The organism is Streptomyces sp. NPDC002935 (assembly GCF_040611295.1).
Lineage (GTDB): Bacteria > Actinomycetota > Actinomycetes > Streptomycetales > Streptomycetaceae > Streptomyces.
The window spans coordinates 62,153-88,512 of sequence record NZ_JBEXNW010000027.1; the positions used below are offsets into that span (position 1 = coordinate 62,153).

Genomic DNA, 26,360 nt, shown 5'->3' on the forward strand with positions numbered 1-26,360 from the left:
ACTTCCTACCGTTGGGGTCCCTCAGGTTGAGACGCGTGATGAACAGTGCCTCAGATGCTGTGATCCGGTTGAGCACTCTGTCCTCGACGAGACCTCGGGACCCGGCAAGCACGAGTCGACGCGTGGCTGTGCACAGCGGACGGTCAGCTGTGGCGACCGGGTCGGTTAGGTGCGCGTAGGCGGAGCGGATTGATCCGGCATTGCCCGGGGTCTCGCCCGAGGCTTACGCCGCCTTTTTCGCTCACCTGGGTCCGGTCGTCGACCGGGGGATCGAGCCGGACGACTGGCGGTGAGGGGTTTGCAGCAGGAGGTCCCTGAGGAGGCGGCGGCCCTTCTCGTCCAGGCCGGCGAGGAACCTTTCGTAGTCGGCAGGCATCAGGGACCGCGCGAAGGCGACGAGGTTGACGTAGCGGTTCACCAAGTGCGGCTCCAGCTGGGTCAGTTCGGCGTAGCGCGAAAGGGGACGCCGGGACACCTGATAGGCCTGTTCGAGAACGCCCGTGGGGGAAATGCTGGGACCCAGTTCCTTCCCGGCGGCAAGCCGGGCTATCACACCGAGGGACGCATGAAGGTCCTCGGCGCACAGATACCCGGACTGGTCGCACGTGTATACCGAGCAACGCCAGTAAGGAAGCATCCAGGGGGCGACATACGCCAGCCACTTCAAGTGCTCGAGAATGATCACGGAGAGGGTCAGCCGCCCGTGCCGGGCCTTGAGCCAGCAGATGAAGTTGCCCAGCATGAAGCGCAGGGCCGCGGGTCCATCCTGCTGGAGGTCTGCTGCGAACCCTCCCTGGATGAGGAGTACCCGCGTCCCGAGCAGGCTGGTCACCGTCATCTTCCCGTTGACCTCGTCGAGCACGTAGACGTCGACCGGCCGGTGGTAGTCGAATTTCCGCTGGAGTTCGGCAATTTCCGCGTGGATCTCCGGAAAGCTGTCAGGTGTCACCTTGATGGCGCGGCCGAGAAGGTGGGCTTTTCGCAGCCTGTGGAAGAACCACTCGGCTAGCATGACGAAAAGGATCATCAAGAAGAGGAACAGAAGGCCGATGCCTCCCGTCGAGATCGCGATGACCAGGATGAAGCCGAAGGCGATCCACACGGAGCCTACGGCGACTACGAGCCTTGCGCGTTCGTTCGGGTGTCTCGCGGTTGAGGTACGGAGATATGACTGGTACTCCGGGGTCATGGGGAACGTCATGATGTCCTCAACTCCCTCCGTCCCATTCTCCTCCTGACGCGCCCTTCCCGCACGCAGAGTGTCAGCTGCTCCCGTGCAGGATGAGCTACTCCTCAGCAGCCCAACACTCACCCCAGCTCCCATCCCGTCTGCCGTCGACCACACACCGTGGAGCGGGCGTGGGTCCTGGCATCCAGGTGGAGCGCACCACTGTACGAACGACCTGGACGCCAGGAACCACGTCTGGCCGACTGCGCGTCAAGAGTCGCGTCTGTGAGGGGCGTTCCTCCTGGTTGACCGCCTTCACCCAGAGAAGACCGGGCGGGGGCCCAGAGGCGCCCCGGGAACGCGATCGGTGAGCTCGGCCCGGGCCATCCCTTCTTTGAACGAGCCAGTCGAGGGCGCTGGCTCCTCGACGAGCCAGTCGAGGGCGCTGGCTCCGAGGGGTGGAGCGTCTGCTTGTGTGGCGTCCAGGTCGACGACGGTTTGGAAGTGGCTTCCCGTGAGGGTGGCAGGAGAAGACGCCACCGGCAGCGACTCTGGGACCAACCAGGAGCGGAGGACCTCTGCTTGGGAAGTCGCGTCCCCTTCGCGGCCGATTCGGGCGCTGACCTGGGCGAACGGTTGAGGTGCGGCTTCGTCGGTCTCGGACGCTTTTGCTGTGGTTTCCCGCTGATCCCTGCTCGGTCTAGTGCGGTTGTGGTGCGGTTGCGGGTGCGTCAACTCGCGGGTGGCAAGTCATCATCCATGCCCGGGCAGGGGGCGATCGTCGATGACGTTCTTCATGACGAGGGTGGAGGTCAGGCGCTGGACGCCGGGCAGCCTGGCCAACTGCTGGTCGTAGAGCTGTTGGTACGCGGCCAGGTCGGCGGTGGCGACGCGTAGGAGGTAGTCGGGTTCGCCGAAGAGGCGCTGGGCCTGGATGACGTGAGGGATGGCGGTCACGGCTTCTTCGAAGGCGGTGACGGTGTCGGGGTTCTCCCAGCGCAGAGTGGCGAAGACGAGGGTTTCGAAGTCCAGGCCGACGGCGGCCGGATCGACGATGGCACGGTAGCCCCGGATGGCCCCCTCGCGTTCGAGGTCGCGTAGCCGGCGGTGGCAGGGCGAGACGCTCAGCTGCACGCGGGCGGCAAGCTCGGTGACCGTCAGGCGGCCGTCCTGCTGGAGCTCGGTAAGAATCTTCCGATCAAGGGCATCCATGAAGAAGATTCTCCCCTATACGGCGCGATCGCGGGGTAAAGAAAGGAACACCTTCCGGGCCATCGTGCCTAATCTTCCCTTCCAGGGCAACGAATGGAGAGGGAGCGATGGACACGACAACGGTGGCGGCTTTCCTGGTGGTGGATCTGCTGCTGGTGTTCACTCCGGGCGCGGACTGGGCCTATGCGATTTCGGCGGGGCTGCGGGAGCGATCGGTCGTCCCTGCGGTCGCGGGACTGGTAGCCGGATACGTGGGATACACCCTGCTCGCCGTGGCAGGGCTGGTGGTGATCGTGGCGAGCTCGCCGACCGTGCTCACTGCGCTGACCGTCACCGGGGCCGCCTACCTGATGTGGCTCGGCTGGGGCGTACTGCGACAGCCCACCACGTTGGCCACGGCCGCGCAGGCAGGAGCCGTGGCTTCCTCGCGCTGGCAGGTCGCACTCAAGGGCGCCGGGATCAGCGGCCTGAACCCGAAGGCGCTGCTGCTGTACTTCTCGCTGTTCCCACAGTTCATCGACTCTGCTGCGAGCTGGCCCATCGCCGCGCAGACCGGACTGCTCGGCACGCTCCACATGACCGCCTGCGCCCTGGTCTACCTCGCCGTCGGCGTCCTCGCCCGCACCGTACTGAAGACGCGGCCGTCGGCGGCACGAGCTGTCACCCACGCCTCCGGTGCCATGATGATCGCCATCGGCGGGTTCCTGCTTGCGGAACGTCTGGTCGGATGACAACCCGTCTCACACCCTGCACAGCGTGATGTCCGCCGAAGGAGAGCACGTGGAAGACCAGACTCAGCAGGACCAGGCGAGCCCCGAGGTGCAAAAGCGCATCCAGGACAGCTTCGACCGCCAGGGACTGATGGCCCACCTCGGTGCACGGATAAGCCGCATCGCTCCGGGTCGCGTTCAGATCACGCTTCCCGCGCGCCCCGAAGTGACCCAGCAGCACGGTTACTTCCACGCCGGGGCAACCAGCGCCATCGCGGACAGCGCCGGCGGATACGCCGCCTACACATTGTTCCCCGAGAGCGCCGAAGTCCTCACCGTCGAATACAAGATCAACCTCCTCGCACCGGCCACCGGTGACTACATCGAGGCGGTCGGGACAGTCCTGAAGTCCGGCCGAACGCTGACCGTGTGCCAGCTGGAGGTGTTCGGTGTTCAAAAAGACGGCGCGCGAAAGCTCGTCGCCAACGGGCAGCAGACACTCATCCGCGTGAACCGGCCCGAGCAGTGAACTCGTAGCCGTCAGCGCCGGGGCTGCCGTCTTGGGCGACTATTCAGTGGCAGTGGCCGCCTCCCGAGCAGAACGGGGCAGCCGGCCCAGTGGAGAGGACTTGTTGGCCACACAAAGCAGGCCGCCGTCTTCGGAGCGGCAGAACCGGCAAGCCCTTCACCCCGACACTTCGGGCGCGTAGGCATGACGCCGACTTCGACTCATCGACCACTGCCTTGCGACCGAGTCACGCCCTTCGGAACAGTTACCTGCTGACGATGTCGTCCTTGCTCACGACCTGCGACCTGCGACCTGCGACCTGTGACCTGTGACCTGTGACCTGTGACCTGTGACCTGTGACCTGTGACCTGTGACCTGCGACCTGCGACCTGCGACCTGCGACCTGCGACCTGCGACACGGACGGAGGACGAGATGTTGCTGCCCTGATCACTCGAGGAGAGGCTGAGCGGGACGTCACCGGGTCTCAGTGAGCGCGGACGGGACCGCGCCGGTCGTGGTGGACGGAAGGAGCGCGTGCGATGAGGGTCATGCTGAGAGCCCATCTGGACACCCAGATCTCGAATGAGGCAGTCAAGAACGGCACACTGTCGAAAATCATGCTGTCGATGATGGAACTACTCAAGCCCGAGGCGGCCTACTTCGGCCCCAGCGAGGGCGGGCGGACCTGCACCTTCGTTTTCGACATGCAGGACAGTTCACTGCTGCCCACGATCGCGGAGCCGCTCTTCGAGAGACTCGGAGCGAAGATCGAGATCCAGCCGGTGATGAACACCGAAGACATGCAGAAGGGTCTTGCCGCGCTGCAGCACGGCTGACCTCCTCGGCAGCCCGCAGCCCGCAGCCCGCAGCCCGCAGCCCGCAGCCCGCAGCCCGCAGCCCGCAGCCCGCAGCCCGCAGCCCGGAGCCCGGAGCCCGGAACCCACAGCACTCGGTCCGCTGATCCGAGTCGCGAAGCGCGCGTGAGAGCGGCTGGACTATCTGGGTGCGAGTCCCTGACCAGCTTCCTGTCAGGGGCCGTCGTGCTGCCTGCCGCCCGTGAGTGCCCGCGGTTCAGCGCTGTTTCCCGCTCGACCGGGCACGACTGGGGCACGGTCGCCTCGTGACCCGTAGCTGGAACGAAGGGTTCTGGCGTTACGGGGCCCCGTGCCAAGGTGCGTCGGGGCGAGTGGGACGTGTGTCGGTGGCCAGTCGGAGGGCGTACACCGGTTGATCGCCGGGCGTAGGGCCGAGGTAGTCGTGGCCGACCATGTGGCAGCCGGCTGGTAGGTCGAGGGGTGCGGCCGGGTCGGCGGCGACTACGTGCACGACGGTGCCTGGTTCTGCCGCTTCGATCGGCTTGCGGAGACGCAGCAGGAGCGTCATGCACAGCAGGCCGGTGCCGTCGACGGTGATGTCGGCTGTGGGGATCGGAGCCTCGCTCACCGGGGCAAGGTCTGCGTGACGCACCACAAGCGGCGGGGGAGATCGCCTTCTTGGAAATCGTGGACCTCGTTGAGCGTCCATCCCTCAGCGAGCGAGTCGACAAGGTGGCGAGGGAAGAAGTGCACCGCGAAGCCGCCGTGCTCGAAGACGTCGTCGCGGTGCGGGGTACCGGCACCGTAGTGGGCGTCGCCGGTGTGACGGACGGTGTAGACGAACACGTCGCCCGGCCTCAGTACGCGACTGATCTCGCCGACCACGGCGTGGATCTCCTTGGTCGACAGGGCCATGCACAGCAGCAGGTGTGCGTAAACCGCGTCCACCGACGCGTCCGGCAGAGGTAGCGGGTCCCGCCCGTCGTGCACCGCGGTCGAAACCCGATGTTCGACTCCTTGGGAACGAGCGGCGTCCCGCATCTGGTCCAGCCCGACGGGGCTGAAGTCGGTGGCCTGGACGGTGAAGCCCTAGCGAGTGAAGAAAGCGCGTCACGACCGTGCCCGGCTCCCAGCTCCAGCACGTCACCAGCACCCGCGGACCGAAACACCTCGGCAGCGTAGGTAGCGGGCGTGCAGGGCTGCTCGCCGTACGGCGGTGTAGGTGTTCTGCCAGTGCTGCCGCTGCACGTCGGCAAGCTCCTGCGCGTGGTCGCTCACGTCTCTTCGCTCCGCTCCACCGGCTGGCGCCGGACTGCGCCGGTCAGCCTAAAGGGCCCTGGCGACAGCGTGGCGCAGCCCAGTGCTTCGCTGGTCCGGGACACGCAACGCGAGGCGGTCAGCGACATGGACCGGCTGCTCTCGCGGCGCCTGCAGCGGGAGTAGTCCCGTCACTGAGATCAGTAGATGTCGGACAGTCGCTTCTACTAAATTAGTAATTAATATTGACAGGGTTTCAGCCGCGGTCCAAAGTCGTCGCCGTGACGCCGAGGCCCCCGGCCCAGTGCGGCCCGCGTCACGCCCCTACTGCTTCCCAACCCCCGGGAGTGGCACGTGACTTCGCAAGCACCCGCACCGAGGCCCGGGCTCCGCCGCCTCACCCGCCGTAGCGTCGCCGCCGCCGTCATGGTGGTCGTCGCGGCGACCGCGGCACCCTCCGCCTCCGCCACCGCTTCCACCTCCGCTTCCGCCTCGCAGGACCAGGGCGCGCCCGCGTTCTACGACAGCGGACTCGCCCCCACCCCCTACATGGGCTGGAACACCTACTACGGACTGGGAGCGCCCACCGAGAAGGAGGTACGCTCCGTCGCCGACAAGCTGGTCAGCAGCGGCCTGCGGGACAGCGGCTACGACATCGTCTGGCTCGACGGCGGCTGGCAGGCCGACAACCCCCGTGACGCGCAGGGCCGGTTGGTCGCCAACCCCGATCGCTTCCCCTCCGGCATCCCCGCCCTCGTGTCGTATCTGCACCAGCGCGGCCTGCGCGCGGGCATCTACACCGACGCCGGCACGTACGACGGCGGGAAGAGCTGCGGACTGGGAAGCCGCGGCCACTACGACGCCGACGCACGGCAGTTCGCCGGCTGGAAGATCGACGCCATCAAGGCCGACTTCCTCTGCGGCATCGGCGCGAAGCTCGATCCGGGCCCCGCGTTCAAGGAACTCAGCGACGCGGTCGCGAAGTCCGGCCGCCGCATGCTGCTCAACCTGTGCAATCCGCTCACCGACGACTGGGGCCTGCCCCACACCCCCGAGCAGGACGCCCACAACACGTTCGTCTACGCCCCGGCCATCGCGGACTCCTGGCGCACCGGCACCGACATCGCCTGGGGCACGCCGACCCCGGGCGAGTGGCCCAACATCCTGCGCAACATGGACGCCAACGCCTGGCACCCCGAGGCACAGGGCCCCGGTCACTGGAACGATCCCGACTACCTCATCCCCATGCGCCCGACGTCCGACGGCACACCGGAGCTGACCGAGGAGGAGTCCACCACCCAGTTCGTGATGTGGGCCGAGATGGCCTCCCCGCTCGTTCTCGGCTCCGACCCGCGCACCCTGAACGCGTCGATGCTCGCCACCCTGCGCAACCCGGAGATCATCGCCGTCGACCAGGACCCCCTGGGCATCCAGGGCGTCCGGGTCGCCGCCGACGACACCGGTGACGTGTACAGCAAGGTCCTCTCGGGCCGGGGCAGGCGGGCGGTCGTCCTGCTCAACCGGTCCGACAAGCCGGCGCAGCGAACCGTACGCTTCGCCGACACCGCCCTCGGCGGACCCGTCGCCGTGCGCGACCTGCGCGCCCGCGCCGACCGCGGTGTCCACACCGACTCCTACACGGTCGAAGTGCCCGCCCATGGAACCGCGTTCCTCGAACTCACCGGCGCGGACGCCCTGCCCGGTACCGGCCTGGGGGAGCGGACCACCGCCGACCCAGCGGTCGCGCGCTCCGGTGACACCGTGAACACCTTCCTGCGCGGGCCCCACGGCACGCTGGTCCAGCACACGGACACCGGTAGCGGCGCACCGAGCACCCGGGACCTCGGCGGTCCGGTGAAGGGCGGCATCCTCGGCCAGCCCTCCGCCCATGCCTCCGCCGACGGCCGTATCGACGTCTTCGTGCGCGGCGCCGACTCCCGTGCCTACCGGCGGGTCTACACGGGCGGTCGCTGGGGCGACTGGCAGAGCCTGGGCGGACGGCTGAGCGACGCGCCGTCGGTGGCGTTCACCGACCCCGGCCACTGGACGCTCGTCGCACGTGACGGCGAAGGCCGGATCGTGCAGCGCGGCACGTCCTCCGGCTGGTCCTCGCTCGGCACCCCCGACGGCCGTGTGACGTACGGCAGACCGTCCGCGGCGGTCGACTCCACTGGCCGGGTGCACGTCGCCGTGCGGACCGCGTCGGACGACATCTGGACCGTCTCCCGGGACACCTCGGGCCAGTGGTCGGTGTGGAGCGCGCTCGGCGGCACGGTCAGTGGCAGCCCCACCCTCGTCACCGTCGGCGACCAGGTGCTCCTGTACGCGCGGGCCGGTGACTACACGCTCTGGCAGCAGCGGTACGAGGCGGGTGCCTGGCAGGGCTGGTCGAAGCGGCAGGAGTTCCCCAGCGCCGCGTTCGACGGGGCACTCGGAGCCGTCGCGGGTGCGAACGAGGCGGTCGACGCGGTCTACCGCGGAGTCGACGGCACCGTGCACCGCATCACCTTCAAGTAGATCATCCAATCGTCCTGACCTGGCAGGAGCCTTCCATGACCTCTCCACAGACCAGCCGTCGGCGCTTGCTCGCAGGAGCCGGCGCCGCCGGAACCGCGGCGTTGCTCAGCGGTTGCGTGACCTCCACCTCGTCCTCGTCCAAGGCCTCCTCCAAGGGTGCGGTCTCCCTGCAGTCCAACCTCTCGGCGCCACAGGCCAAGGCCGCGATGCAGGACCTGGTCGCCGCCTACAAGGAGAAGGGGGGCGTCGACCTCAACACCGTCGCCGCCGAGACCTTCCGCACCCAACTGCCGACGTACCTCACCTCCGCCAACCCGCCGGACGTCTACACCTGGTACCCCGGCTCGGTCGCGGACGCGTACGCCCGCAAGAACCTCCTGCTCGGACTGGACGAGGTGTGGACCTCGTCCGACCTGCAGCGCTACTCCAAGGCCCTGCACACACTGTGCACCTCCAGCAGCGGCAAGAAGGTCTTCGTGCCGACCACCTACTACTGGTGGGGCATGTTCTACCGCAAGTCGAACTTCGCGAAGTGGGGGGTGAGCCCGCCCACCGACTGGGACGGCTTCCTCGACCTGTGCGACAAGCTCAAGTCCAAGGGCATCGCCCCGATCGGCCTCGGCGCGGGCGGCAACACCGCCTGGGTCGCGTCCGCCTGGTTCGACTACCTCGACATCCGCATCAACGGCGCCCCGTTCCACCGCGAGCTCCTGGCCGGCAAGCACCGGTTCGACGACCCGGAGGTCCACAAGGTCTTCGACCGCTGGAAGGAGGTGCTCCCGTACTTCGACCCCAACGGCACCGCCGTCGCCTTCCAGGACGCCACCACCGCCCTGCTCAACGGCCGTTCGGGAATGATGCTGATCGGCACGTTCTTCGCCGACGCGGCACCGAAGGACGCCCTGGACGACATCGACTTCTTCCGCTTCCCCGTCATCGACCCCAAGATTCCGCTCGCCGAAGAGGCCCCCACCGACGGGTACTTCGCCAGCGCCCGCTCCGGCCACCGCGAGCAGGTCTTCGACCTGCTGCGCTATCTGGCCGGCGCCGAGGCACAGGAGATCTACCTCAAGGGCTCCTCCGGCACCGCGCTGCCGTGCCACCCCGACGCCAAGGACACCGGGACCCCGCTGGTGAAGAAGGGCCGCAAGCACATCGACGAGGCCGTCGAGATCACCCAGTTCTTCAACCGCGACTCCAGCGACGCCCTTCAGCCCACCGCGGATGCTGCCCTGACCAAGTTCATCGCCAAGCCCAAGGAGATCAACAGCATCCTGACGGACTGGCAGCGCGATGCCCAGAAGATCTGGGGAGCGTGACGTGGCCGCCTTGACCACGGTCGCACGCAAGGCCCCGACCCCGACCCCGACGCCGCCCCGCGGCCGAAGGGCCCAGGGCCCGCGCCGCACCCCTCCGCTGGTCCTGGCGTTCGTGCTCGTCCCGCTGCTGGCCGAGGCACTCTGGGTGTTCTGGCCGGCCCTGCAGGGCTTCTACCTGGCCCTCACCAGCTGGGACGGGATCTCCGCACCGCGCTTCGTCGGCCTCGGCAACTTCCGCGAGATGATCCACGACGACATCTTCCGCACCGCGGCCGTCGACACCGTGCTGTGGCTGCTGCTGTTCGGCGGACTGTCCGCGCTGCTCGGCCTCGCCACCGCCCTGCTGCTCCAGCAGGAACGCCGCGGGGTCGGCTTCTACCGCGCCGCCCTGTTCCTGCCGGTGGTGTTCTCCCTGGTCGCCACCGCCCTCGTCTGGCAGGCGATCTACCAGCCCGACGGCGTCCTCAACCAGCTCCTCCAGGCGGTCGGCCTCGGCAGCCTGCGCCACGCCTGGCTCGCCGACCAGGACACCGCCCTGTACGCCGTCATCGTGCCCGCCCTGTGGCGGCAGATCGGCTACGTCATGGTGCTGTACCTGGCCGGCCTCAAGGGCATCGACCCGGCCCTGTACGAAGCGGCCAAGGTCGACGGGGCCGGACGCTGGCAGCGCTTCCGCCATGTGACGCTGCCCCAGCTCCGCGGCGTCAACGCGGTCGTCCTGTCCGTCATCGTCATCGACTCGCTGCGCTCCTTCGACGTGGTGTGGTCTCTCACCCGCGGCGGTCCCTATCACTCCTCGGAACTGCTGAGCACCTACATGTACTCCACCGCATTCCAGTCCCTGCGGCTCGGTTACGGCTCGGCCCTGGCCGTCGTCATCTTCCTGCTGGCCTTCGGGGTGATCGCCTCCTACCTCGTGCGCGCCTTCCGGGAGGCGGACTGATGACGACTGCGCGCACCTCCTCCGCTGCCGCCCTGCGCCGGCGCCGCCTGTCGACCGCCGGCTTCCACGCCGGGGCCGGGGCCCTGTCCCTGCTGTGGCTGCTGCCGATCGCCCTGGTCCTGGTCACCAGCCTGCGGTCCTTCGACGACATCGCCGCGCATGGGCTGGGCAGTCGGCCCCGGTCCTTCACCCTCGGCAACTTCAAGCAGGCCTGGGTCGACGGCGGCCAGCAGCGCGCCCTCATCAACAGCCTGGCCGTGACCGTCCCGTGCGTCGTGGTGACCCTCGCACTCGCCGCGATGGCCGCGTTCGCGCTCAGCCGCTACGAGATGCCCCTCCGTCGCTCCCTGCTCCTGCTCATGCTCGGCGGCAACCTGCTCCCGCCGCAGATCCTGCTCATCCCGGTGTCCAGGCTGAGCGAGCTCATGGGTGTGTACGACACACTGCCCGCGCTGATCGGTGTGCAGGTCGGCTTCGGTGTCGGCTTCTACGTCTTCGTCCTGCACGGCTTCATGCGGTCCATCCCCGCCGAGATCCAGCAGGCCGCGGTGGTCGACGGAGCCGGCCCCTGGCAGATCTTCTGGCGGATCATCCTCCCCCTCACCCGTCCCGCCCTCGCCGCGCTCAGCGCCCTGTCCTTCACCTGGATCTTCAACGACCTGTTGTGGGCGATCACTGTCCTGCGCAGCGACAGCAGGATGCCCATCACCGCCGCCCTGATCGGACTCCAGGGACAGTACGTGTCCATGTGGAACGTGATCGCCGCCGGGTCCGTCATCGCCGCCGCCCCCACAGTCGCCGTCTTCCTCCGCTTCCAGCGTCACTTCGTGGCCGGACTGAACCTCGGAGCTGTGAAGTGACGGTGTACGACCGCTGGACCCTGCGCACCGAGAGCACCAGCTACACCGTGCGGCTGTCCCCGGACGGGCCCTGGGCCGAACTGGACGCCTGGGGCCCGCACGGGGTCGAGGAGGGCCCGTCGGCCCTCGACTGGTCGCACCGCACCCACTTCATCACTCCCGCCGACGCCGCCCCCGCCGAGTACCTGCCCCAGGGGCAACGGCCCTTCACCGGCGCCGACCTGATCGCAGCCCGCCCCGGACAGGAACGCGGCGTCTGGTGGGAGTTCACCGGGGCGCAGGAGGACACCGGCGGTCTCCGGCTGACCTTCACCGACGACCTCCTCGGCCTGCGCACCACCCTGTGCTACGCCGTCGTCCCCGGCACCGACGTCCTGCACCGCTGGACCGAACTGGCCTGCACCGGCGGGCAGGAGCTGCGTCTGGAACGGTTCGACTCCGGCGCCGTCAACGTGCCGGTCACCGTGGGGGCCCGGCTCACCTATCTCGCCGGCCAGTGGTCCCAGGAGTTCCAGCGCACCCAACTCGCCCTCACCCGGGGCACCTTCACCATGGGCAGCACCCAGGGCACCCCCGGGCACGCCTACGCGCCCTGGCTCGCCGTCCAGAACCTCGCCGCGGACGACGCGCCCGCCTACGGCATCGCCCTGGAGTGGCCAGGCAACTGGCACATCACCGCGGAGGCCGAAGCCGGCGGCGCCGTCCGGGTCCGCGCCGGGCGCGTGCCCCACGAGGGCGCCGTCCTCCTCGCGCCCGGCGAGACCCTCACCACGCCACGTCTCGCCTGCGCGTTCAGCGCGGACGGACTCGACGGCCTGTCCCGCGTATGGCATCGCTACGAGCGCCACCTCGCCGGAGCGCGGCTGCACCGCCCCCGCAAGGTCCTCTACAACTCCTGGGAGGCGACCGGCTTCGACGTCGACTCGGCCGGACAGCTCGAACTCGCCAAGTCCGCAGCCGACATCGGCATCGAGCTGTTCGTCGTGGACGACGGCTGGTTCACGGGCCGCGTGGACGACACCGCCGGCCTCGGCGACTGGCACCCCGATCCGGCCGCCTTCCCGGGGGGCTTCGGCCGGTTCGTCGAGGACGTCCGCGCCCTCGGCATGGACTTCGGCCTGTGGATCGAACCCGAGGCCGTCAGCCCCGGCAGCCGGCTGCTGGCCGAACACCCCGACTGGGCCTACCGGATCGACGGCCGCCCCGCCCGCCTGGTCCGCAACCAACTGCTCCTGGACCTCGGCCGCGCGGACGTCCAGGACTTCGTCATCGCCACCCTGGACCGGCTGCTCACCGAGCACCGCGTCGACTACCTCAAGTGGGACATGAACCGGCCGCCCACCGAACGCGGCCGGCCCGGCGACACCCCCGCCGAACGCCTCGACCTGGACGCCGCCCACGTCCACGGATACCTGCGCGTCCTCGACCACCTGCGCACCGCCCACCCCCACGTGAGCGTCGAGGGCTGCGCCGGCGGCGGAGGCCGGATCGACCACACGACCCTCGCCCGCACCGACGTCGTCTGGCCCAGCGACAACACCGCACCCCTGGACCGGCTCGCCATCCAGTACGGCTTCCTGCACGCCCACGCCCCGCACGTGATGAGCTCCTGGGTCACCGACGCCCCCGGAATCTTCGATCCCCGCCCGCGCAGCCTCGCCTTCCGCTTCGTCACCGCGATGTGCGGAGTCCTCGGCGTCGGCGCCGACCTGCGCACCTGGCCCCCGCAGCGCCGCGCCGAGGCCGGCCGGTGGATCGCCCGCTACAAGGACATACGGGACGTGATCCACCATGGCGAGGCCCACCTGCTCGGCAGCCCGGACGACGCCACCTGCGGCGTCCAGTACGACGGCGCGGACGGCCGGACCGTCGTCGCCGCCCTGAACACGGGACGGCTGGACGGCGCTCCCCTCGTACCCGGACGTCCCGCCCGCCTACGCCTGTGCGGCCTCGACCCCGGCGCCCGCTACCGCGACGAGGCATCCGGCACCACCTACGCCGGCGCCCACCTCCTGCACTACGGGCTGCCGTTCGCGTGGACCGCCGACCACGACGCCGAACTGGTCGTCCTGACCCGTCACCCGGGCCCGCGACCGGCATAGATTCGACCCGTCCAGCCCCACGGACCCGCACTTTGTGCCCGACCCTCGAAGGAGCCGTACCCCACGATGGACCAGCCCGCACGACGCGGCGGTGCCCGCTTCACCGGCCGCACGGCCGTGGTCACCGGAGCCGCCTCCGGCATCGGAGCCGCCACCGCCGCACGCCTCGCCCAGGAGGGAGCCACCGTCGTGCTCGCCGACATCGACGAGGAGAGGGGCCGCGGCGTGACGGAGGGGATCACCGGCGACGGGGGCCGGGCCCGCTTCGTCACGGCCGATGTCGCCGCCGAGGACGACTGGCGCCGCATCGTCGCCGCCGCCCACTCCTTCGGACCGGTCGACGTCCTGGTCAGCAACGCCTACACCGTCGACGTCCACCCCGCCCACGAACTCTCCCTCGCCTCCTGGCACCGCCAGCTCGACGTCAACCTCACCGCCTGCTTCCTCGGCGTCCGCGCCGTCCTGCCCGACCTGCGCGACCGGGGCGGCGCGGTCGTTCTCACCTCGTCCGTCCACGCCCACAAGGGCATCCCCGGACATCCCGCCTACGCCGCGTCCAAGGGCGCCCTGCTGTCCCTGTGCGGCCAGCTCGCCGTCGAGTACGGGCCCCAGGTCCGCGTCAACGCCGTCCTGCCGGGGCCGATCCTCACGGCCGCCTGGGACCGCGTGCCGCCCGAGGACCGCGCGCGCAGCGTCGCCGAGACGGCGGCCCGCCGCTTCGGCACTCCCGCCGAAGTGGCCGCGGCCATCGCGTTCCTCGGCTCCGACGAGGCCTCCTACATCACCGGGTCGCACCTCCTCGTCGACGGCGGCTGGAGCGTCCTGAAGGCCTCCGCATGACCGCGCCCCGATCACCGAAAGGCTGTACGACATGACGCCCTACGCCCGCCGCGGCGTGCACGGTCAGACCGTGGAGTTCCTCGCCCGCCGCATCCTCGGCGGCGAGATCCCCGAGGGGGCCACGCTCGACCTCGTGGCGCTGCAGCGGGAGCTGGACGTCAGCCTCACCGCGCTGCGCGAGTCCCTCAAGGTCCTCGCCGCCAAGGGCATGGTCGACGCCCGCCAGAAACGCGGCACATTCGTGCGCGACCGCTCCGACTGGAACCTGCTCGACGCCGACGTGCTGCGCTGGCAGATCCAGGGCGCCGGCTCCGCCGAGGCCGACCGAGGCCTGCTGCGCAACCTCGCCGAGGTGCGTGCCATCGTCGAACCGGCCGCGGTCCGGCTGGCCGCCGAACGCCGGACCGACGCCGACCTCGCGGCCCTGGAGGACGCCCTGACGGCGATGGGGGAGCACGGCACCGGCGCCGCCCACGCCGTCGAGTCCGACCTCGCCTTCCACCGTGCCCTGCTCGCCGCCACCCACAACGAACTCCTGGAACGCATGGAGGTGGTGATCGAGTCGGGACTCGCCCACCGCGACCGCATCGTGCACAGCTCCCCTCACAGCGAGGACCCCGTGCCCGCCCACCGCGCCGTCCTGGACGCCGTACGCGACGGGGACCCGCGGGCCGCCGAGGCGGCCATGCGCGCCCTGCTCGACCAGGCCGGACGCGACCTGGACCGCATCGACGGGCCCGACGACACGAAAGGCACCGGTGGCCGGTGAAGATCACACGCGTCGAAACCTTCCTGGTACCGCCACGCTGGCTGTTCTGCCGCGTGGAGACCGACGAGGGTGTGGCCGGCTGGGGCGAACCTGTCGTCGAGGGCCGCGCCGAGGTGGTCAGGGCCGCCGTCGACGTCCTCGCCGAATACCTCCTCGGCCAGGACCCGCTCCGTATCCAGGACCACTGGCAGGTCCTCACCAAGGGCGGCTTCTACCGCGGCGGACCAGTTCTCTCCAGCGCCGTCGCCGGACTCGACCAGGCCCTGTGGGACATCGCGGGCAAGACCTACGGCGCCCCCGTGCACGCCCTGCTCGGCGGCCCCGTGCGCGACCGGGTCCGCGTCTACGCCTGGGTCGGCGGCGACGAACCCGCCGAACTCACCGAGCAGATCACCGCGCAGGTGGAGGCGGGATTCACCGCGGTGAAGATGAACGGCGCCGGACGTGTCGGGCCGGCTGCCACCATGGCCGAGACCGCGGCGGTCGTCGCCCGCGTGGCGGCCGCCCGCGACGTCCTCGGGCCCGATCGCGACGTCGCCGTCGATTTCCACGGCCGGTTCACCGCCGCCAATGCCCGCCGCGTCCTGAACGAACTCGCCCCCCTGCACCCCCTGTTCGTCGAGGAGCCGGTCGTCCCCGAGCAGAACCACCTGCTGCCCGGCCTCGTCGCCACGAGCCCGGTGCCGCTGGCCACCGGCGAACGCCTCTACTCCCGAGCGGAGTTCCTCGCTCCGCTCGCCGCCGGAATCGCCGTCGCCCAGCCCGACCTGTCCCACGCCGGAGGCATCTCCGAGGTCCACCGCATCGCCTCCCTCGCCGAGACCTACGGCGCCCACCTCGCCCCGCACTGTCCCCTCGGGCCGATCGCCCTCGCGGCCAGCCTGCAAGTCGCCTTCGCCACACCCAACTTCCTCATCCAGGAGCAGAGCCGGGGCATCCACTACAACAAGGACGCCGACCTGCTCTCCTACGTCGTCGACCCCGAACCCTTCCGGTTCGTCGACGGGTACGCACCGCGCGGTACCGCGCCCGGCCTCGGCGTCACCGTCGACGAGGCCGCCGTCCGCGCCGCCGACCGCGCCGGGCACGCCTGGCGCAACCCCGTGTGGCGGCACCCCGACGGCACGTTCGCGGAGTGGTGACCGTGCCGCTGGACATCGTCACCGACCCCGTCCACGGCGGCCGTTGGACCTCCCTCGCGTCACCCGGCCGCGAGTGGCTCTGGCACCGCCCCGACCCGAAGCGCCACCAGGCCGCCCCCGGTGCGGCGTTCGTGGACGCGGGCGGGCTGGAGGAGTGCGTCCCCACCGTCCGCGGCGACCCGGACCACGGGAACGTCTGGTCCCGGCCCTGGACCCGGGACGGCGCCGCCGAGTCCATCCGCTGCGAGGAGTTCACCCTCCGCCGCACGATCCGCGCCACGGCCGACGGGGCCGAGGCCGACTACGTCCTCGCCGCCGGGCCCGGGTTCCGCTTCATCTGGGCCGCACACGCCCTGCTCGACCTGTCGGCCGACACCACCCTGCACCTGCCCGACGGCGCGCCCACCCGCCTGTTCCCGGAGGCCGCCGCACTCGTCGACCGGCCCTGGCCGGACGGCGCCCCCTGGATCAGCGGCGCCTGGCCCGCTCCCTCAGGAGTGCCGCTGGACCGGCTCGGCCCCGACGACGGCACCGCGGTGGGGGCCGTCGTCGACGCCCGGCAAGCCTGCGTCCACGACGGCCCCCACCGCCTCAACCTGGCCGTGCACGCCGAAGGGCAGCCGGTCTCGGTCGCCCTGTGGCGCAACCTCGGCGGCTTCCCCCGGCACGACCCCTACCGGAGCACCGGCGTCGAACCGATGCTCGGCCGGGTCTTCGACCTGGCCGAGGCCGGCCCCGGCGACGCCGCCCGCGTCCCCGCCTCCGGCGAGGTGCGCTGGCGCCTCACCCTAAGCACCGCCTGCCCTTGCACCTGAACACCGCTGCCGAGAAAGGGAGTTACCTTCCGTGGATCTGCAAGCCGCCCTGGCCTCCCGCCGATTGCTGGCCATCGTGCGCGGACGCGACGCGGACGCCGCGCTGCGCACGGTGCTGGCCCTCGCCGAAGAGCGCGTCGACCTCATCGAGGTGTCCCTGAGCGGAGAGGACGCCCTCACCGTCATCGAGCGGGCCCGGCACGCCCTCGGCCCGGACGCACTGCTGGGCGCCGGGACCGTACTGAGCGCCGACGACGCCCGCGCCGCACACCGCGCGGGAGCCGCCTTCGTGGTGACACCCGGACTCGGCGACGGCGTCCGCGCGGCCCGGGACCTGGGTCTGCCCGTCCTCGCCGGAGTCCTGACCCCGACCGACGTCATCGCCGCCCGCACGCTCGGAGCCGAGGCACTGAAGCTCTTCCCCGCCGCGCCTTTCGGGGGAGCGGACTATCTGAAGGCGCTGCGCGGTCCCTTCCCGGACGCGCCCTTCGTTCCCGTCGGCGGAATCGACGCACTCGCCGCCCACGCCTGCCTCACGGCCGGCGCGATCGCGGTCGGTGTCGGCTCGCCCCTGGTCGGCGACGCCGCCGACGGAGGCAGCCTCGCCGCGCTCCGTGACCGGGCCCGCGCCTACCGTGCCATCGCAGAGGAGTCCGGACGATGAGCACCTCCGCGCACACCACCCGCCCCGACCTCCTGGAACTCGGCGAGGGAGTCCGCTGGACGGGCCAGGAGGTCGTCCTCGTCGACCTCCTCGCGGGCCGCCTGCTCAAGGCACCGAAGGATCCGGCCGCCCCCTTGGAACCCCTGGCCCAACTCCCCTTCCCGATCGGTGCGGTGGCCCCGGTGGCCGGGCGCCCCGGCACCTGGATCGCCGCCGCGGACACCGGGATCTGTCTGCTGACGCCCTGCGGCGCGACCACCTGGCTCGCCCGGCCCGAGGACGGTGCGACACGCAGCATGCGCATGAACGACGCGGTCGCCGACCCCTCCGGCCGTTTCTGGGCCGGCAGCATGGGCTACGACGCCGAAGAGGACGCCGGTTCGCTGTACCGGGTCGACCACGACGGCACCGCCGTCCGGGTCCTGGACGGCATCACCATCCCGAACGGGCCCGCCTTCACCCCCGACGGCAAGGGCATGTACCTGGCCGACAGCGCCCGCGGAGTCATCCGGCGCCACCCGGTCGACCCGGACACCGGCGCCCTCGGCACGCCTGAGGTGTTCGCCACGGTTGACGACGGCAGCCCCGACGGTATGACTGTCGACAGCGAGGGCGCCCTGTGGGTCGCCGTATGGGGGACCGGCACCGTACGCCGCTACCTCGCGGACGGCATCCCCGACCGTGTCCTGCGGCTGCCCGCGAGCCGGCCCGCCGGAGTGTGCCTGGAGCACGACGTCCTGCACATCACCACCGCCCGGCTGGGCCTCACCGACCCGCGTCCCGAGGACGGCGCCGTGTTCTCCGTCCGCGTGGACGTGCCCGGAACGCCGACGCCGGCCTTCCGCCTCCACGACACGGCGACCGTGCCGCCGCTTTTGCCCGGGGAGCCCGCATGACCGTGCAATGGCGGCCCGCTCCCGGTCCCGTCGTGTGCGTCGGCGAGACGATGGCGGCCCTGGCCCCCGACCCGTCCGGCCCGCTGGAGGACGCCGAGCACCTGCGCCTGACCGTGGCGGGGGCCGAGTCGAACGTCGCGATGTACCTGGCCGACCACGCCATACCGGTGGCCTGGCTCTCCGCCCTCGGCGACGACGCGCCCGGCCGGCGCGTCCGCGCCGCCGTCGCTGCCGCCGGCGTCGACACCACCCACGTCCGCACCGACCCGGACCGCCCGACCGGCCTGCTCCTCAAGGACCCCCACCGGACCGGAACCCGCGTCCACTACTACCGGTCCGGGTCCGCGGCCTCCGCCCTCGGCCCCGGCCTCCTGGACACCGACCCCGTACGCACCGCCTCCGTCCTGCACGTCAGCGGGATCACCCCAGCCCTGTCCCCCTCCTGCCGGGACCTGGTGACCCAAGCGCTCGCCACACCGCCCGCCCAACGGCCGTACGCCGTCAGCTTCGACGTCAACCACCGCCCTGCCCTGTGGCGTGACGGCACGGCAGGTACCGTCCTGCGCGACCTCGCCGACCGCGCGGACGTCGTCTTCGTCGGCCTGGACGAGGCACAGAACCTGTGGGGCGCCGACCTCACGGCCATCGGCGTGCGGGAGTTGCTGCCGCACCCGCGGATCGTCGTCGTCAAGGACGGCGCCGACTGGGCGACCGCCGCCGTACTGAACGGGGAAGTCATCGCGGTTCCGGCGCTGCGCACGCTGGTGGTCGAACCCGTCGGCGCCGGCGACGCCTTCGCCGCAGGCTTCCTGGCCGGTCTGCTCAGCGGCGGGACCACGACGCGCGCCCTGCGCCTCGGCCACATCACGGCCGTCTCCGCCCTGAAGGTGACGGGGGACCACGGGCCGCTGCCCGACGGCAGGGCCGTGCGGCGGCTCCTCGCGCTGTCCCCCGAGGAGTGGACACGGGTGGCCCGCGTCGAGGACGGCCACCGCGAGGAGGCCAGCCCGATCGGTGAGCCACCGGCTTCGGGACGAGAGCGGTGAGCGCGCCGATGCCGGGACAGGCGAAGAGTCCGCTCCGGTGAAGGCTCCTGAGCAGAGCGTGCACCGTGCCGATGCCGGTGAGCCGCTGCGCAGGATGATCGGGACCCCACGCCAGCCCCCGAGGAACTTACGGGCTCGACCACTAAGCCGTGGGACAACCCTGCGCGATTAGGACCGGCCCCGCTGACACGGCGCCGGCTACTACCTCAACCCCCGTTCTCTGGCGTCAGTTCGGGGGCCGGCCTCTCGCCGGCCACCGTCACCCGGCTCACCCGGCACAGGAATGGACCGTTACTCGATGGACGAGCATCGGCGGCACTACGCTGCTGTGTCGTGCAGGAGACGCGCCTCGACACTGCTCGGATCCGGGCGGCCCGCCGGGTGATCGACCCGATTTTTCTCGACACTCCGCTGTACCGCTGCGAGGCGCTGGAGCCCGAGCTCGGGTGCACGGTGAGCATCAAGCTCGAAACGGCGAACCCGGTCCGCAGCTTCAAGGCCCGCGGCACCGAGGTGGTCGCGAGCCGGCTCGCCGACAAGGGCTCGCCGGCCGTGGTGTGCGCCAGCGCGGGCAACCTGGGCCAAGCCCTCGCCTGGTCCGGTCGCGGCCGGGGACTCGACGTGACCGTCGTGGCATCCCGCTTTGCGACGGTGGCCAAGCTTGATCGTATCCGCGCGTTGGACGCCAGGTTGGAGCTGGTGGACGGCGACCACGAGATGGCTCGCGAGCGGGCGGCGGCCATCTCGCGGTACGACGGCGTCCGGCTGGTCGAAGACAGCCTGGACATCGAGACCTGCGAAGGCGCGGCGACCATCGGCCTGGAACTGGTGGACACCGTGCCGTCGTTCGACGCCGTCCTGATCGCTCTCGGCGGCGGGGCGATGGCCACCGGCGTGGGTCATGTGGTGAAGGCCTGCGCGCCCGAAGTCGAGGTGATCTGCGTCCAGCCGCTGGGCGCACCGGCGATGACACACTCGTGGCGCCAACGGCGTGTCGTCACCACCGACTCGACCGACACCATCGCTGACGGCGTCGCCGGCCGGCGTCCCATCCCGGCCGTCCTGGACGACCTCCTCCTGGTCGCTGACGACGCCGTCCTGGTCCAGGAGGCGTCGATCACCGCCGGGATGAGGATGCTCCTCGACCACGCCGGCCTCGTCGTCGAACCGTCGGCCGCGCTCGGTATCGCGGCGATCCTCGAAGACCGTGACCGCTTCGCCGGCCGGCACGTGGTCGTCATCGTGTGCGGCAGCAACGTCGACATGGACGCCTATCACCGCTGGGTCGGTACGGCTCCCAACCACAAGCCTTGACAATTGCTCCCCAACCCTGGGCCTCGCTCCTCGCTCCTAGGGCGAGCGTCGACGTGTCTACGCGGTGCCCGTCAACGGGCGCAGCACGGCCGCGCCGACGCGCAGGACGGCGGACACGGGGGGTCCCACCCAGCGGGTCAGTTCCCGCGGCAACGCGGGATCGAGCTCGATCGTCACGCGGACGTATCGCGTGTGCAGCCGAGCGACCTTGGCGTGGCGGGGTGCGGCGACGTCCGGCTCCCGCTGCAAGGCTGCTCGGTAGGTGTCCTTGCGCTGATTCACATCGTGTCCTGACGCTTGATGAGCTCGTCCGCGAGGTCCATGTACGCCGATCCCTTGACCTCGACCGGGCTGCCGAACGACTGGGAGTACAGGTCGAGTCGTGGAATGTGGGTGGACAACACGTCGAAGCCGCGCTCGGTGAGCGCCTCGCGTGCGTCGGCATCGGGACCGGTACGCGTGGCGTCGGGACGGTTCGTACGGTTCAGCAGCACCGCGGAGCGGGCCGGCCTGGCCCGCAGGGACTGTACGTCGCCCATCTCGCCGCCGATGGGTGCCATCCGGTCCAGTTCGATGGGGGACGGGGTGACCGGAACGATCCACTCGCTCGCGTACCGCATGACGCTCCGGGCGATGTGGGCGTGGTCCTCCATCTGCGGGGCGTCGAACACCACGGCCTGCCGGTCGCCGAGGAAGTCGTTCACGCGCCGGTGCACGTCACCCACCGGAAGGGAGAACACGGGGAACGGGAACCCCCCGGCCAGTTCGCTCCACCGCAGCGCCGAGGACGCGGGGTCGCTGTCCACCAGCAGCGGTGAGAAGCCTGACTCGTGCAGTGCGTGAGCCAACCACACCGCGCTCGTCGTCTTGCCCACTCCGGGTTTCAGGTTCACAAAGGCATAGCTCATCGACACAAGGAGCAACGCTAGTGACCGCGAGGGACTCGCTGCCGCCCGCGCGGGGCGTACCGGCTCATCCTTCACCCCGTGGCGCCGGTGAATCATCCCGATGGACCAACGCGGTGCTCCCGCTCAAGCCGGGTAGACGGCTTGCACCGCTCCGCCCGTGACGCTGACTGGTGCTGGTGCTGGTGCTGGTGCTGGTGCTGGTGCTGGTGCTGGTGGTCGGCTGGGCGTGGGCGTGGGCGTGTGGGCCTGTGGGCACGTGTGCCGCCGCACAACCCCGTCCCGGTACCGCTGTGCACCCGCCTCCCGAACGCGCCGTCCCCTGTACGCGGTACCGGGCGGCTGATGCCATGCCCGGCATGTCTCCCGCATCTCCCGCATCTCCCTCACCTCCGGTTCCTGGCGCAACGACAGTCGTGCACGCACCAGCGGCACCGGAGCGCCGCTCATGAGCGCCGGTGACGGACAGTCGTTCGCCGTCGTGGTCTTCCTCGGCTTCGTGGCCGTGTCATTGCTGCTGTGCGGCCTGGCCGCGGCCGATCTGGACGACCCCGAACACTTCTACGCGGGCGGCAGCGCGGCCTTCGGCCCGGTCGGAGGCGGGCTCGCCATCGCCGGCGACTACATTTCCGCGGCCACCCTGCTCAGCACGACGGGCGCGGTCGCGCTCGACGGGGCTGACGGCATCCTCTTCGCCTGCGCCACCGTCGTCTCGCTCTACCTGGTCATGCGGATCCTGAGCGAACCCCTGCGCCGCAAAGGCGTGTTCACCCTGGGGGACTTCCTCGCCGCCCGGCTCGGCGCCCCCTCGGTACGCCGGGGCCTCGGCGTCACCACCCTGGTCGTCCTCACTCCGCTGCTCCTGGTGCAGCTCTCCACCGCCGGGCGCATCATGGCGGCCATGTTCGGGCTCCCCGACGGCGCGCTCACCGGATGCACCGTCGCCGGAGGCACCCTGATGGTCTGCTACGCCGCGTTCGGAGGGATGCGCGGCATCGGATACGTACAGATCCTGAAGGTCGGTGTGGCTCTCACCGCCATGCTGCTCCTCGCCGGCATCGTCCTCGCCCGCTACGGATGGTCACCGTCCGCCCTCTTCGACGCCGCCGCGGACCGCTCCGGAGCGGGTGCCGACTACGCGCACCCCGGACTCCACTTCGGTCACTCCCTCACCGGGCGCCTCGACCTGATCAGCTTCGAGGGCACCCTCCTGATCGGCGCCGCCTGTCTGCCGCACATCACCATGAGGCTGCACCCGGTCAGCGAGGCCCGCACCGCGCGGCGCGCCGTCGGCTGGGCGGTGGGACCCGTCGCGGTGGTGTGCGGAGGAGTCGTGGTGGCCGGGCTGGGTGCCTGCGCCCTGCTCGGCCGGGACCTGGTGCGGGCCGCCGACCCCGGGGGAGCGACCGCCCTGCTGATGGTGACGGGTGCGCTCGACCCGGTCGCCGGGGGCGCCCGGCACAGCATGCTGTTCGCGATCGTCGCCTGCGCCGTCTTCGCGACCACGCTCGCGGCCGTCGCGGGCATCACCCTGGCGGCCGCCTCCAGTCTCGCCCGCGACTTCGGTGCCTGGCCCGCCCACGGGACCGGGGACCGTGCGCCCGCCAGAGAGATCCGCCGGGCGCGGCTGGGCATCGTCCTGGTCGGAGCCGTCGCCGTCGTCCTGTCGGCGAGCCTCGGGGACCGCGGCAGACTGACATTGATCTCGCTGTCGTTCGCCGTGGCAGCCTCGGTGCTCGCCCCGGTCCTGCTCTACGCACTCTTCCTGCCCGGCTACTCCGCCACCGGCGTGCGCTGGACCGTCTACGGGAACCTGCCGCTCGTCGTGCTGCTGCTGGCGGGGTCCCCCGCGGTGTCGGGCACACCGATCGCGATCTTCCCCGACCACGACGTCCACTGGTTCCCGCTCCAGACCCCGGGGCTGATCACCATTCCGGCCGGCTTCCTGCTCGGGCTCGTCGGTCGCGCTCGATCCCGTGCCACCCAACACACCTGGCAAGAAAGGGGTGTTGGGCGGATTCCACCCGGGCCACGCAACCCCGACCCCGCGGGACGTCGTCCCTGAAGCCGGTCCGGGGCGCAGCGGGCTGCGGCCGAGCCGCGACGTGGTCGAGCACCCGGGCCGTCACGGGATGCCGCTGGGGGAGTGGGCAGGGCGGCGAGGCGCGAGGGACTGCACGCTCTCCAGGCGCCCCGCGCCCCGTCGTGACCGTCGTGAGTGGTTCGGTCCAGCGGGACGGCGCGTCCCGCTCGTACGCCCGGTGCGGTCGGCGGTGGGATCTCCAGGAGTCCCTTGTCGGCGGACGACGCGGGGGCGTCGGCGCCGACGGGCGTGGTGGGCATGGGGCGGGCCGCGGCGCACCGTTGCTTCTCGGCCTAGCTGTGCACAGTGTGGAGCGGGATCCGTTCGCGCTGCCCGTAGGCGGCGCCGCGAGGCCGGGACCATCCCCGCGTGCGCAGGAGGGACTCTCCGAGGTTCTGGCGCATACGGGCTCACTCCCGCTCACTGAGCAGGAGCGGTACGCCGAGGTCGTCCGGTGTGAAGAGCCTTGCCTTCTTGGGGTCGAACCCGTGGTCCGTGCCCTGCAGCACCAGAAACGCGCCCTTGCGCTTCTCGTAGAGCGGACCGAAGACGACCGCGTCCGCGTGGCCGTCGCCGTTGACGTCGAGCAGCGGGGGACGGTGGCTGAAGGCGTTCCAGTAGTACGGATTCGGGGTGCCGGGCAGGCCGTCGGTCTCCGCGTCGGTCACCTGCTCGCCGTCGAGGGACTGCGCCCCGTCCGCTCCACCGGGCAACAGCGTCACCTTGCCGTCGTGACGCCGGAAGCGCGGGGTGTTCACGACGACATCGGGTTTCCCGTCGTCGTCGACGTCGCCGACGGCGGGCGACGAGCCGAAGTCGATGCGGCGCCGGTCGGCGGTGCCCATGCCGCCGATCACGGTCCGCTCGCGGCCCGTGTCCAGACCGGACTTCGCCCCGTACAGGATCGTCAGGGCGCCGCCCGCGCCGGGCATGTCCGCCGGGGCCACGGGGAGAAGGGTGGGCACGAGCAGGTCGGGGAGGCCGTCGCCGTCCGCGTCCCCGGTGGCCGGCACTCTTGGGCCGTCGTTGGTCGCCGTCAGGGTTGCGATGGCCTCCTCCTGACGGGTGTTGCGCACCAGCCCCTGCTCGCCGCCCTCGTACACGCCGATCGAGTGCAGGTCGGCGGGCGCGCTCTCGTCCTCTTCGGCGTCGAACGAGTACGTGAACACCACCTCGGCCCTGCCGTCGCCGTCGAAGTCGCCGGTGGTGGCCGAGCCGGGCGTGGTGTAGCCGTGCTGGCCCAGGTCGAGCACGGCCCGCCGGCTCGGTGCCCCCTTGCGGTCGAAGGGGCCGTACAGGAGCAGGCCGTCGCCCTTCGTACCCGTGGCGTTGGGGTCGCCCGAGCTGCCTTGGCCGCCGTCGAGCAGGTCCACGGAGCCGTCGCCGTCGAAGTCGGCGGCGGCCAGCGGGCGGAAACCGTCGGGCAGATCGAGCCGGCGGGCGGTGCTCAGCCCGCGCGCGCCGCCGAACAACGCGAAGGATTCGAGTTGAGTCCTGCTCGCGCCACGGCTGCCGACCAGGTCCGTGAAACCGTCGCCGTCGAGGTCGGTGCGCAGGGGCTCCGACATGAACATCGCGTACTTCTCGGTGCCGGCCGGAGTCCGTTGTGCCGTGGCGGCGTCGAGGCCCGAGCGCGATCCGTAGACCACGACCAGGTTCGCCGCGTACTTCTCGCCGTCCTTGGACTTCGACTCCACGACGTCCACGAAGTCGTCGTAGCCGTCGCCGTTGAAGTCGCCGGGGTCGGGGCGTTCGGCGGGCCTTCCCGCGGCGGGACGGGACGAGCGGTCGGAGGGCTCGTTCGCGCCGCACCCCGCGACCGCCAACAACAGGGCGCAGCCCAGGACGGCGGCCGATCGGCGGTGCGTACGCATGGCGGGCTCCAAGTGGGACGACGGAACTGGGCGGGGACCAGGGGGTTTCGGGAGGTGACTCCTGAGGCGTACGAACGGTTGCCCGGCATCGCCCCCGAATCCGGCAGGGTATTTCGGCGTCGTTCTCCCGCCCCTGCCGGAGGGAAGCTGTGATGGCTGCCTGGGGGTTGCGACGAGGTAGGCATCCGCTACCCCTGATCCGGGGGTCGCTCGGCTCCACGGAATGTGCGGCCAACGCCCCCGACTCGCGCGTAAGGCGTCTACTGCCCCACCTGCGCGACCTCGTTGCCGCCACGGGAGCTCCGGCCGAACTGCTTGCGCAGCTGCGCGCCGACCGTCGCGCCGCTCGGTGGGTCCCGGCCTTCGAGCAGGAGTCGGCGTCCGTGCTGGAGGAGTCCCGCCGGACATTCTCCCTCGCAGCCCTCTACCAGGTCGTCCATGTCCGCCGGCCCGCGGGTACTGGGTGCTGGGTGCCGGGTGGCGCAAAGCGCCGTGATCGTCGATGTGCGACGCCACTCGGCTGACATCGCGTGCGGCTGGTGTCCGGTGGGGGGGGGATGGACCTTGACGCGCTTCCGGCGAGGTCCGTTCCGCCGTCGC

Annotated in this window: 23 protein-coding genes and 2 pseudogenes; 18 read left to right on the plus strand and 7 right to left on the minus strand. The window is 70.9% G+C overall.

What is annotated here, in order from left to right; genetic code table 11:
• Positions 1 to 241: 241 nt before the first annotated feature.
• On the minus strand, positions 242 to 1,312 hold the full coding sequence (locus tag ABZX90_RS30415) for a hypothetical protein (RefSeq protein WP_355210086.1): 1,071 nt from the start codon (positions 1,310 to 1,312) through the stop codon (positions 242 to 244).
• A 609-nt stretch (positions 1,313 to 1,921) separates the two neighbouring features.
• On the minus strand, positions 1,922 to 2,380 hold the full coding sequence (locus ABZX90_RS30420; protein ID WP_351127632.1) for an Lrp/AsnC family transcriptional regulator: 459 nt from the start codon (positions 2,378 to 2,380) through the stop codon (positions 1,922 to 1,924).
• Between the two features lie 107 nt (positions 2,381 to 2,487).
• Here ABZX90_RS30420 and ABZX90_RS30425 point away from each other — a divergent pair, with 107 nt between their 5' ends.
• The 3 genes from ABZX90_RS30425 (at position 2,488) to ABZX90_RS30435 (ending at position 4,435) form a co-directional block, all read left to right on the plus strand.
• A complete protein-coding gene (locus ABZX90_RS30425; RefSeq protein ID WP_355210089.1) occupies positions 2,488 to 3,111 on the plus strand; it encodes a LysE family translocator in 624 nt (207 codons plus the stop codon).
• Positions 3,112 to 3,160: 49 nt separating this feature from the next.
• On the plus strand, positions 3,161 to 3,619 hold the full coding sequence (locus tag ABZX90_RS30430) for a PaaI family thioesterase (RefSeq protein ID WP_355210092.1): 459 nt from the start codon (positions 3,161 to 3,163) through the stop codon (positions 3,617 to 3,619).
• 519 nt (positions 3,620 to 4,138) lie between these two features.
• Positions 4,139 to 4,435 carry a DUF3303 family protein gene (locus ABZX90_RS30435; protein ID WP_351127626.1) on the plus strand — a complete coding sequence of 99 codons (297 nt, stop codon included), beginning with the start codon at positions 4,139 to 4,141 and terminating at the stop codon, positions 4,433 to 4,435.
• A 316-nt stretch (positions 4,436 to 4,751) separates the two neighbouring features.
• On the opposite strand, the gene ABZX90_RS30440 is transcribed toward ABZX90_RS30435, so the two are convergent.
• Together ABZX90_RS30440 and ABZX90_RS30445 are read right to left on the minus strand one after the other, a co-directional pair.
• Positions 4,752 to 5,042: a sulfurtransferase TusA family protein gene (locus tag ABZX90_RS30440; protein ID WP_355210096.1), complete on the minus strand. Its 291-nt coding sequence runs from the start codon at positions 5,040 to 5,042 to the stop codon at positions 4,752 to 4,754.
• A pseudogene (locus ABZX90_RS30445) lies at positions 5,039 to 5,485 on the minus strand (class I SAM-dependent methyltransferase); the annotation flags it as partial. The pseudogene ABZX90_RS30445 and the gene ABZX90_RS30440, both read right to left, overlap by 4 nt.
• 612 nt (positions 5,486 to 6,097) lie before the next feature.
• On the opposite strand from ABZX90_RS30445, the gene ABZX90_RS30450 reads away from it, so the two are divergent.
• The 13 genes from ABZX90_RS30450 to ABZX90_RS30510 all read left to right on the plus strand — a co-directional run bounded on the left by ABZX90_RS30450 (position 6,098) and on the right by ABZX90_RS30510 (position 20,898).
• Complete coding sequence (locus ABZX90_RS30450) at positions 6,098 to 8,188, plus strand: glycoside hydrolase family 27 protein (protein WP_355210227.1); 2,091 nt, start codon at positions 6,098 to 6,100, stop codon at positions 8,186 to 8,188.
• A gap of 35 nt (positions 8,189 to 8,223) precedes the next feature.
• Positions 8,224 to 9,507, plus strand: a complete 1,284-nt coding sequence (locus ABZX90_RS30455; RefSeq protein ID WP_355210099.1) for an extracellular solute-binding protein — start codon at positions 8,224 to 8,226, stop codon at positions 9,505 to 9,507.
• Position 9,508: 1 nt separating this feature from the next.
• On the plus strand, positions 9,509 to 10,450 hold the full coding sequence (locus tag ABZX90_RS30460; RefSeq protein WP_355210102.1) for a sugar ABC transporter permease: 942 nt from the start codon (positions 9,509 to 9,511) through the stop codon (positions 10,448 to 10,450).
• Positions 10,450 to 11,310 (plus strand): carbohydrate ABC transporter permease, encoded by an 861-nt coding sequence (locus tag ABZX90_RS30465; protein WP_355210105.1) that lies wholly within the window; start codon positions 10,450 to 10,452, stop codon positions 11,308 to 11,310. Before ABZX90_RS30460 ends, ABZX90_RS30465 begins: the two co-directional genes overlap by 1 nt.
• Positions 11,307 to 13,412 (plus strand): alpha-galactosidase, encoded by a 2,106-nt coding sequence (locus tag ABZX90_RS30470; protein WP_355210108.1) that lies wholly within the window; start codon positions 11,307 to 11,309, stop codon positions 13,410 to 13,412. The genes ABZX90_RS30465 and ABZX90_RS30470 overlap by 4 nt, the downstream gene beginning before the upstream one ends.
• A 66-nt stretch (positions 13,413 to 13,478) precedes the next feature.
• Positions 13,479 to 14,252 (plus strand): SDR family NAD(P)-dependent oxidoreductase, encoded by a 774-nt coding sequence (locus ABZX90_RS30475; protein ID WP_355210110.1) that lies wholly within the window; start codon positions 13,479 to 13,481, stop codon positions 14,250 to 14,252.
• A 31-nt stretch (positions 14,253 to 14,283) separates the two neighbouring features.
• The gene (locus ABZX90_RS30480; RefSeq protein ID WP_355210113.1) at positions 14,284 to 15,021 is read left to right on the plus strand and encodes a FadR/GntR family transcriptional regulator; all 738 of its coding nucleotides are present in this window, start codon (positions 14,284 to 14,286) and stop codon (positions 15,019 to 15,021) included.
• Positions 15,018 to 16,163, plus strand: a complete 1,146-nt coding sequence (dgoD, locus tag ABZX90_RS30485) for a galactonate dehydratase (RefSeq protein ID WP_355210116.1) — start codon at positions 15,018 to 15,020, stop codon at positions 16,161 to 16,163. The genes ABZX90_RS30480 and dgoD overlap by 4 nt, the downstream gene beginning before the upstream one ends.
• The gene (locus ABZX90_RS30490) at positions 16,160 to 16,978 is read left to right on the plus strand and encodes a hypothetical protein (RefSeq protein WP_355210230.1); all 819 of its coding nucleotides are present in this window, start codon (positions 16,160 to 16,162) and stop codon (positions 16,976 to 16,978) included. Before dgoD ends, ABZX90_RS30490 begins: the two co-directional genes overlap by 4 nt.
• 31 nt (positions 16,979 to 17,009) lie before the next feature.
• Positions 17,010 to 17,642 (plus strand): aldolase, encoded by a 633-nt coding sequence (locus tag ABZX90_RS30495; RefSeq protein WP_355210119.1) that lies wholly within the window; start codon positions 17,010 to 17,012, stop codon positions 17,640 to 17,642.
• The gene (locus tag ABZX90_RS30500; protein ID WP_355210122.1) at positions 17,639 to 18,538 is read left to right on the plus strand and encodes an SMP-30/gluconolactonase/LRE family protein; all 900 of its coding nucleotides are present in this window, start codon (positions 17,639 to 17,641) and stop codon (positions 18,536 to 18,538) included. Before ABZX90_RS30495 ends, ABZX90_RS30500 begins: the two co-directional genes overlap by 4 nt.
• The gene (locus ABZX90_RS30505; protein WP_355210125.1) at positions 18,535 to 19,584 is read left to right on the plus strand and encodes a sugar kinase; all 1,050 of its coding nucleotides are present in this window, start codon (positions 18,535 to 18,537) and stop codon (positions 19,582 to 19,584) included. The genes ABZX90_RS30500 and ABZX90_RS30505 overlap by 4 nt, the downstream gene beginning before the upstream one ends.
• A gap of 333 nt (positions 19,585 to 19,917) precedes the next feature.
• Positions 19,918 to 20,898 carry a pyridoxal-phosphate dependent enzyme gene (locus ABZX90_RS30510; protein ID WP_355210128.1) on the plus strand — a complete coding sequence of 327 codons (981 nt, stop codon included), beginning with the start codon at positions 19,918 to 19,920 and terminating at the stop codon, positions 20,896 to 20,898.
• Positions 20,899 to 20,955: 57 nt separating this feature from the next.
• On the opposite strand, the gene ABZX90_RS30515 is transcribed toward ABZX90_RS30510, so the two are convergent.
• Both ABZX90_RS30515 and ABZX90_RS30520 read right to left on the minus strand, forming a co-directional pair.
• A complete protein-coding gene (locus tag ABZX90_RS30515) occupies positions 20,956 to 21,180 on the minus strand; it encodes a hypothetical protein (protein ID WP_351127600.1) in 225 nt (74 codons plus the stop codon).
• Positions 21,177 to 21,806, minus strand: a complete 630-nt coding sequence (locus ABZX90_RS30520) for a ParA family protein (RefSeq protein WP_261705162.1) — start codon at positions 21,804 to 21,806, stop codon at positions 21,177 to 21,179. Before ABZX90_RS30520 ends, ABZX90_RS30515 begins: the two co-directional genes overlap by 4 nt.
• A 445-nt stretch (positions 21,807 to 22,251) precedes the next feature.
• On the opposite strand from ABZX90_RS30520, the gene ABZX90_RS30525 reads away from it, so the two are divergent.
• Complete coding sequence (locus ABZX90_RS30525) at positions 22,252 to 23,868, plus strand: cation acetate symporter (protein WP_355210132.1); 1,617 nt, start codon at positions 22,252 to 22,254, stop codon at positions 23,866 to 23,868.
• Between the two features lie 428 nt (positions 23,869 to 24,296).
• Here the strand turns inward: ABZX90_RS30525 and ABZX90_RS30530 are convergent, their stop codons facing one another.
• Positions 24,297 to 25,760: an FG-GAP and VCBS repeat-containing protein gene (locus ABZX90_RS30530; RefSeq protein WP_355210135.1), complete on the minus strand. Its 1,464-nt coding sequence runs from the start codon at positions 25,758 to 25,760 to the stop codon at positions 24,297 to 24,299.
• A 263-nt stretch (positions 25,761 to 26,023) separates the two neighbouring features.
• On the opposite strand from ABZX90_RS30530, the pseudogene ABZX90_RS30535 reads away from it, so the two are divergent.
• Positions 26,024 to 26,197, plus strand: a pseudogene (locus ABZX90_RS30535) (DUF6247 family protein); the annotation flags it as partial.
• Between the last annotated feature and the right edge of the window lie 163 nt (positions 26,198 to 26,360).

Coding starts and splice junctions, on each gene's coding strand:
- ABZX90_RS30420 (WP_351127632.1), bottom strand. CDS start 2,380: ATGGATGCCCTTGATCGGAAGATTCTTACCGAGCTCCAGCAGGACGGC.
- ABZX90_RS30425 (WP_355210089.1), top strand. CDS start 2,488: ATGGACACGACAACGGTGGCGGCTTTCCTGGTGGTGGATCTGCTGCTG.
- ABZX90_RS30435 (WP_351127626.1), top strand. CDS start 4,139: ATGAGGGTCATGCTGAGAGCCCATCTGGACACCCAGATCTCGAATGAG.
- ABZX90_RS30450 (WP_355210227.1), top strand. CDS start 6,098: ATGGTGGTCGTCGCGGCGACCGCGGCACCCTCCGCCTCCGCCACCGCT.
- ABZX90_RS30455 (WP_355210099.1), top strand. CDS start 8,224: ATGACCTCTCCACAGACCAGCCGTCGGCGCTTGCTCGCAGGAGCCGGC.
- ABZX90_RS30465 (WP_355210105.1), top strand. CDS start 10,450: ATGACGACTGCGCGCACCTCCTCCGCTGCCGCCCTGCGCCGGCGCCGC.
- ABZX90_RS30475 (WP_355210110.1), top strand. CDS start 13,479: ATGGACCAGCCCGCACGACGCGGCGGTGCCCGCTTCACCGGCCGCACG.
- ABZX90_RS30480 (WP_355210113.1), top strand. CDS start 14,284: ATGACGCCCTACGCCCGCCGCGGCGTGCACGGTCAGACCGTGGAGTTC.
- ABZX90_RS30500 (WP_355210122.1), top strand. CDS start 17,639: ATGAGCACCTCCGCGCACACCACCCGCCCCGACCTCCTGGAACTCGGC.
- ABZX90_RS30505 (WP_355210125.1), top strand. CDS start 18,535: ATGACCGTGCAATGGCGGCCCGCTCCCGGTCCCGTCGTGTGCGTCGGC.
- ABZX90_RS30520 (WP_261705162.1), bottom strand. CDS start 21,806: ATGAGCTATGCCTTTGTGAACCTGAAACCCGGAGTGGGCAAGACGACG.
- ABZX90_RS30525 (WP_355210132.1), top strand. CDS start 22,252: ATGAGCGCCGGTGACGGACAGTCGTTCGCCGTCGTGGTCTTCCTCGGC.
- ABZX90_RS30530 (WP_355210135.1), bottom strand. CDS start 25,760: ATGCGTACGCACCGCCGATCGGCCGCCGTCCTGGGCTGCGCCCTGTTG.